Here is a 6,655-nt window from a genome sequence, read left to right on the forward strand (position 1 = left end):
GGTTCCCTGCTGGCTGTCGGCGGCGTGCTGATGGTCTGCCGCTTCAACGCCGCCACGCTGCGAGCCGACCTGCGCGGGATCGACCTGCGTACCCCCGACGGCGAGGCGCTGCTGAGCACCGAGCTGCCCGAGCAGAGCGCCTGAGCGGGCCTGGTCCGCCGGGTCACGGAAGTGCTCCCCGCCCCGTCGCGCACACCGAATCCCGTCGATCGGGGGTTGCGCCCGGGCATGGCGTCATGCGAGCGTCCGGAAGGAACACGCTTAACTCGTCGCACGCCCGATATGCGACGTCCCATCGCGCCGTTCCGTTCCTGAGTCTCGGAGGTGACCGCATGTACGCCCTGTTCCGCATCCTCATCGGCTGAGCGTCGAGCCCGGGCCCGCCGCACACGAGCGCGGCGCGACACCGCACTCCTCGCCGCCCCGTGGGTGAGGAAAGCGGTTTCCTCCTCGGCCCCCGGACGTGCAAACGGCCCGGCCACCGCGAGGTGGCCGGGCCGTCGTACGTCGGGGTGAGGGTCAGCCCTGGTCGCCCTCGTCCTCGCCCGCGACGTTCTTGGTGCGGTTGGGGTCGACCTGCACGCCGGGGCCCATGGTCGTGGAGACGGTGACCTTCCTGATGTAGCGGCCCTTGGAGCTGGCGGGCTTGAGCCGCAGCACCTCCTCGAGCGCCGCGGCGTAGTTCTCCGCGAGCTTGACCTCGTCGAAGGAGGCCTTGCCGATGATGAAGTGCAGGTTGGCGTGCCGGTCGACACGGAACTCGATCTTGCCGCCCTTGATGTCGGTGACGGCCTTGGCGACGTCGGGCGTCACGGTGCCCGTCTTCGGGTTCGGCATCAGGCTGCGGGGACCGAGCACGCGACCGAGGCGGCCGACCTTGCCCATCATGTCGGGGGTCGCGACGACGGCGTCGAAGTCGAGCCAGCCGCCGTTGACCTTCTCGATCAGGTCGTCGCTGCCGACGAAGTCGGCGCCGGCCTCACGGGCGGCCTCGGCCTTGTCGCCGTTGGCGAACACCAGGACGCGGGCGGTCTTGCCGGTGCCGTGGGGCAGGTTGACCGTGCCGCGCACCATCTGGTCGGCCTTGCGCGGGTCGACGCCGAGGCGCATGACCACGTCGAGGGTCTCGTCGAACTTCTTCTTGCTGCCGTTGCGGGCGATCTTGATTGCGGACAGCGGGGAGTGGAGCTCGTCCTTGTCGAACTGCTCGGCCGCTGCGCGGTAGGTCTTGCTGCGCTGCATGTCGTTCTTCTCTCTACGAAGGTGTGGTCAGGTGAGCCAGCGCGGCTCTGCCACAGGTGTGCCGTGTCGGGTGGTCAGTCGGTGGTGACGCCCATGGAGCGGGCGGTCCCCTCGACGATCTTCATCGCGGCGTCGAGGTCGGTGGCGTTGAGGTCGGGCAGCTTGGTGGTGGCGATCTCGCGCACCTGGTCCTTGGTCAGCCGACCGACCTTCTCCTTGTGCGGGACGCCCGAGCCCTTCTTCAGTCCGGCGGCCTTCTTGATGAGCTCCGCGGCCGGCGGGGTCTTGGTGATGAACGTGAACGAGCGGTCCTCGTAGATGGTGATCTCGACGGGGACCACGTTGCCGCGCATCGACTCGGTCTGCGCGTTGTAGGCCTTGCAGAAGTCCATGATGTTCACACCGTGGGGACCCAGGGCGGTACCCACCGGCGGAGCCGGAGTTGCTGCGCCAGCCTGCAGCTGCACCTTGACGAGGGCAGCGATCTTCTTCTTCTTGGGGGGCATTGCTCTTCTCTCTCTCGTGGTCATGACGGGGCGGACCCCTGCCACTCGTGTGCGTCCGAGCACCGGCCCGAGCGGGCCGGGCGGCTCAGACCTTCTGGATCTGGTTGAAGCTGAGCTCGACCGGGGTCTCCCGGCCGAAGATCTCGACGAGGGCCTTGACGCGCTGCGACTCGGCGTTGATCTCGGTGATGGTGGCGTGCAGCGTGGCGAACGGACCGTCGACCACCATCACGGAGTCGGAGACGTCGAAGTCGGCCACCTCGACCGGCTTGCGGGTGGCGGTGGTGCCACCGGTCGGCGTGCCGGAGGCCGCCTCGGCCTCGGCCTCGGCGACCGCGACGGCGGCCGGGGCGAGCATGTCCTCGACCTCGCTCATCGACAGCGGCACCGGGTGGTGGCTGTGGCCCACGAAGCCGGTGACCGACGGGGTGTGGCGCACCGCCGACCAGGACTCGTCGGTGAGGTCCATGCGGACCAGCACGTAGCCGGGCAGGACGGTCCGGGTGACCATCTTGCGCTGACCGTTCTTGATCTCGGCGACCTCTTCGGTCGGGACGACGATCTCGTGGATGTAGTCCACCATGTCGAGGGCCTGGATGCGGTTCTCGAGGTTCTGCTTGACCCGCTTCTCCATGCCGGAGTAGGTGTGCACGACGAACCACTCGCCGGGCTTGGCCCACAGCTCGCGGCGGAAGGCCTCGAGGGGGTCGTCGGCGTCGGGCGCCGCGTCCTCGCCCGACTCCTCGGCCGACTCCTCGCCCGACTCCTCGACCGACGACTCGTCGAGGTCGTCGGCGGCGTGCGCGTCGTCGGTGGTGTCGCCCTCGGACGCCTCGGCGTCCGTCGGCTCGTCGCTCTGCTCGGTCGTCTGGGCAGGCTCGAGGGCCGCGTCGACGTCGTCGACCGGCTCGTTCTGCTCGGACACGTGCTGCTCCGTCATGGGTGGCTCTCGACCTGACTGTTGACTGGGTGACTCTTCTGGGGCCCGGTGGACCGGGCATGCCCGGACGGTGTCCGGAGGGGCCTCACTAGTTGCTGCCGCCGGTGAACAGCGCGAAGACCATCCTGCCGAAGGCGAGGTCGAGGGCCGAGACCAGCGCCATCATCGCGACCACGAAGACCATGACCACGATGAAGTACGTGATCAGCTGTTCCTGCGTGGGCCACACGACCTTGCGGAGCTCGGCCACCACCTGGCGGTAGAACGTGGCCGGGCTGGTGCGCTCGTTGTCCTTGTTGCCGCCACCACGTGGCTCGCGGACGGCGCTGCTCTCCGACACGTCTGACCTCTCCTGTTGGTGCGTTGACCGGTTGCGTTGACCGTGGGTCCCTGCAGGGCACGAGGGACTTGAACCCCCAACCTTCGGTTTTGGAGACCGATGCTCTGCCAGTTGAGCTAGTGCCCTCCGGTGTCTGGCTCAGGTGCCGGCCGCCCGAGCCGTGGTGCGTGGAGAGGGCAGCGCGAAACCGTGGGAGACACCAAGCCGGAACTCTACCGGGGGCCCGGAGGAGAGTCGAACCGGCGGGTGGTCGCCCCGGCCGCCCGAGGCCGCCGCCTCCTAGGATGGGCGCCATGAGCCAGACCCCCTCCAGCCCTGCCAGTCCCCGCGACCGCCGCGTCTCCCGGCGCATCGGCGCGATCGCCGAGTCCGCGACGCTCAAGGTCGACGCGAAGGCCAAGGCGCTCAAGGCGGAGGGCCGGCCGGTCATCGGCTTCGGCGCCGGGGAGCCCGACTTCCCGACCCCCGACTACGTCGTGGACGCTGCGGTCGAGGCCTGCCGCGACCCCAAGAACCACCGCTACACCCCCGCCGGCGGCCTGCCCGAGCTGAAGAAGGCCATCGCGGAGAAGACGCTGCGCGACAGCGGGTTGGCCGTCGAGCCGTCCCAGGTGCTCGTCACCAACGGCGGCAAGCAGGCCATCTACGCGGCGTTCGCCGCGATGGTCGACCCCGGTGACGAGGTCATCGTCCCGGCGCCGTACTGGACGACGTACCCCGAGGTGATCCAGCTCGCCGGCGGCGTGCCGGTCGAGGTGCTGGCCGACGAGACGCAGGACTACAAGGTGAGCGTCGAGCAGCTCGAGGCGGCTCGCACCGAGCGCACCAAGGTGCTGCTCTTCGTCTCCCCGTCGAACCCGACGGGCGCGGTCTACACCTCCGAGGAGATCCGGGCCATCGGCGCCTGGGTCGAGGAGCACGACCTGTGGGTCCTCACCGACGAGATCTACGAGCACCTCGTCTACGACGGCGCCGACACCGGCTCCATGCCCGTGGTGTGCCCCGAGCTCGCCGACCACTGCGTCGTGGTGAACGGCGTCGCCAAGACCTACGCCATGACCGGCTGGCGGGTGGGCTGGATGATCGGCCCCGCCGACCTCGTCAAGTCCGCCACCAACCTCCAGTCGCACGCGACCTCCAACGTCTCCAACGTCTCCCAGCGGGCGGCGCTCGCCGCGGTGTCCGGCGACCTCTCGGCGGTCGAGACGATGAAGGAGGCGTTCGACCGGCGCCGGCACGCCATCGTCTCCATGCTCAACGAGATCGACGGCGTCACCTGCCCGATGCCCGGAGGAGCGTTCTACGCCTACCCCCAGGTGAAGGGGCTGCTCGGCCGCGAGCACGGCGGCCGGCGCATCGAGACCTCCGCCGACCTGGCCGACTACATGCTCGACGAGGCCGAGGTGGCCGTGGTGCCCGGCGAGGCGTTCGGCTCACCGGGCTACCTGCGGCTCTCCTACGCCCTCGGCGACGACGACCTGGTCGAGGGCGTGAGCCGACTCCAGAAGCTCTTCGCCTGACGTGGGGGGCGGGGCGCGGTCGCTCCGGGCGCTCCCGAAGGCCCACCTGCACCTCCACTTCACCGGCTCCATGCGGCACGACACGCTGCTCGAGCTCGCCGAGCGCGACGGGATCTCGCTGCCGGACTCGCTGGTCGAGGACTGGCCGCCGCGGCTCTCCGCCGCCGACGAGAAGGGCTGGTTCCGCTTCCAGCGCCTCTACGACGTCGCCCGGTCCGTGCTGCGCACCGAGGGCGACGTACGCCGCCTGGTGCTCGAGGCGGCCGAGGACGACGTGGCGGACGGGGGCCGGTGGCTGGAGATCCAGGTAGACCCGAGCGGGTACGCCGCCCGCTTCGGCGGCATCACCGCCTTCACCGACCTGGTGCTGGACGCCGTCGACGCCGCCTCGCGCGCGACCGGCCTGGGCATGGCGGTCGTCGTCGCCGCCAACCGCACCCGGCACCCGCTCGACGCCCGTGCCCTCGCCCGGCTGGCGGCGCAGTACGCCGGCCGTGGCGTCGTGGGCTTCGGGCTGTCCAACGACGAGCGACGCGGCCGCACCTCCGAGTTCGCCGGCGCCTTCCGGATCGCCGAGCGCGCCGGCCTGCTGCTCACGCCGCACGGCGGCGAGCTGCTCGGCCCCGACCACGTCCGGGAGTGCCTGGACCTCCTCCAGGCCCGCCGCCTCGGCCACGGGGTGCGGTCGGTCGAGGACCCCGCCGTGCTCGCGCGGGTCGTGGACAGTGGTGTGGCGCTGGAGGTGTGCCCGGTGTCCAACGTCGCGCTCGGCGTCTACTCCGACCTGAGCTCGGTGCCGCTGCCGCAGCTGCTCGCGGCGGGCGCGACGGTGGCGCTCGGCGCCGACGACCCCCTCCTGTTCGGCTCCCGGCTGGCTGGGCAGTACGCCACCATGCGGGCCGCCCACGACCTCACCGACGACCAGCTGGCCGAGCTGGCGCGCATGTCGTTCCGCGCCTCCTGCGCGCCGGCCGAGCTCGTCCGGACCGGTCTGGCGGACATCGACACGTGGCTGTCGCGACCTGAGAGGATGCAGGCGTGACGCCTCCCGACGACGAGCCCCAAAACCTGCCCGAGGACTACCTGCGGCAACCGGACCCCAACCAGCCGGCGCAGCCCCGGCAGAACCCCTACGAGCCGACCTCGCCGTACCCCCAGCCGGGTCAGCCCTGGGACCAGCAGCAGCCCTACGGCCAGCCGCCGCAGGGCCACCCCGGCGGCTACGGCCAGCAGCCGTACGCACAGCCGGGCTACGGCTACGGCTACGGTCACGCCGGGCCGCTGACGCCGCAGCACCCGTCAGCGACCACCGCCCTGGTGCTGGGCATCGTCGGGCTCGCCGGCATCGTCTTCTGCGCCGGGATCACGCTTGTCCTCTCCCCCTTCGCCTGGGCCATCGGCCGCAAGGCGGTGCGTGAGATCGACGCCGAGCCGGGGCGGTACGCCGGCCGCGACCAGGCCAAGGGTGGGCAGATCATGGGCATCATCGGCACCGTGCTGCTGGCGCTGGGCGTGATCGGGATCGTCGCCATCATGGGCCTGGCCGTGTCGGCGACCGAGACGAGCTTCGAGCAGAGCCCCTCCAACACCGCGCCGAGCCTGAGCCAGGACTAGAGGCTGGCGGGAGATCGGCCCAGCGGGGACCTTTGGCCGCGGCTCGATCGGTTCGCGGCACCGCCGGCGATGTCGCCAGCGCGGCGGCGAGAGGTCGCGGGGTCACGTATTCGAGCCAGAGCCCCTCCAACACCGCGCCGAGCCTGAGCCAGGACTAGAGGCTGGCGGGAGATCGGCCCAGCGGGGACCTTCGGCCGCGGCTCGATCGGTTCGCAGCACCGCCGGCGATGTCGCCAGCGCGGCGGCGACAGAGGTCGCGGGGTCACGTATGGGCTCTGCGATCAGTTGTGCACAGGGCCTCCTCGGGTGCCCCGAATTGTCGGTGGTCCCTGGTTGAGTTCTCCTATGGCCACCACGACGAGCGAGCTCCCCGACACCGCGGCAGCGGTGCTCGGCTACGCCCGTTCGCGTCGCGCTCTGGCCGACCGTGCGGAAGCCGAGCTGCTGGTCGCGGCGTGCCAGTGGGCCGACCTCCACCCCGCCACCGAGGACT

General features: G+C 70.8%; 7 protein-coding genes and 1 tRNA gene. 3 read left to right on the top strand and 5 right to left on the bottom strand.

Features of this window, described 5'->3' with window-relative positions; translation table 11 throughout:
• Positions 1 to 519 precede the first annotated feature (519 nt).
• The 5 genes from rplA to QZX64_RS09390 all read right to left on the bottom strand — a co-directional run bounded on the left by rplA (position 520) and on the right by QZX64_RS09390 (position 3,154).
• Positions 520 to 1,242 carry a 50S ribosomal protein L1 gene (rplA, locus tag QZX64_RS09370; RefSeq protein ID WP_295658650.1) on the bottom strand — a complete coding sequence of 241 codons (723 nt, stop codon included), beginning with the start codon at positions 1,240 to 1,242 and terminating at the stop codon, positions 520 to 522.
• Positions 1,243 to 1,316: 74 nt separating this feature from the next.
• On the bottom strand, positions 1,317 to 1,748 hold the full coding sequence (gene rplK, locus QZX64_RS09375; protein WP_295658652.1) for a 50S ribosomal protein L11: 432 nt from the start codon (positions 1,746 to 1,748) through the stop codon (positions 1,317 to 1,319).
• An 85-nt stretch (positions 1,749 to 1,833) separates the two neighbouring features.
• Positions 1,834 to 2,688, bottom strand: coding sequence for a transcription termination/antitermination protein NusG (nusG, locus tag QZX64_RS09380; protein ID WP_295658655.1), 855 nt, complete (start codon positions 2,686 to 2,688; stop codon positions 1,834 to 1,836).
• Positions 2,689 to 2,776: 88 nt separating this feature from the next.
• A complete protein-coding gene (secE, locus tag QZX64_RS09385; protein WP_295658658.1) occupies positions 2,777 to 3,028 on the bottom strand; it encodes a preprotein translocase subunit SecE in 252 nt (83 codons plus the stop codon).
• 53 nt (positions 3,029 to 3,081) lie between these two features.
• Positions 3,082 to 3,154 (bottom strand) — tRNA-Trp (locus QZX64_RS09390).
• A gap of 167 nt (positions 3,155 to 3,321) precedes the next feature.
• Between QZX64_RS09390 and QZX64_RS09395 the strand changes: the two genes are divergently transcribed.
• Genes QZX64_RS09395 through QZX64_RS09405 form a run of 3 tightly spaced genes read left to right on the top strand, consistent with a single transcriptional unit; the run spans position 3,322 to position 6,162 of the window.
• Complete coding sequence (locus tag QZX64_RS09395) at positions 3,322 to 4,548, top strand: pyridoxal phosphate-dependent aminotransferase (RefSeq protein WP_295658661.1); 1,227 nt, start codon at positions 3,322 to 3,324, stop codon at positions 4,546 to 4,548.
• A 1-nt stretch (position 4,549) separates the two neighbouring features.
• A complete protein-coding gene (locus QZX64_RS09400; protein ID WP_295658664.1) occupies positions 4,550 to 5,590 on the top strand; it encodes an adenosine deaminase in 1,041 nt (346 codons plus the stop codon).
• Positions 5,587 to 6,162 carry a DUF4190 domain-containing protein gene (locus QZX64_RS09405; protein ID WP_295658667.1) on the top strand — a complete coding sequence of 192 codons (576 nt, stop codon included), beginning with the start codon at positions 5,587 to 5,589 and terminating at the stop codon, positions 6,160 to 6,162. The genes QZX64_RS09400 and QZX64_RS09405 overlap by 4 nt, the downstream gene beginning before the upstream one ends.
• The last annotated feature ends 493 nt before the right edge of the window (positions 6,163 to 6,655 follow it).

This window comes from uncultured Nocardioides sp. (assembly GCF_902805925.1).
In the GTDB taxonomy this organism is placed as follows: domain Bacteria; phylum Actinomycetota; class Actinomycetes; order Propionibacteriales; family Nocardioidaceae; genus Nocardioides.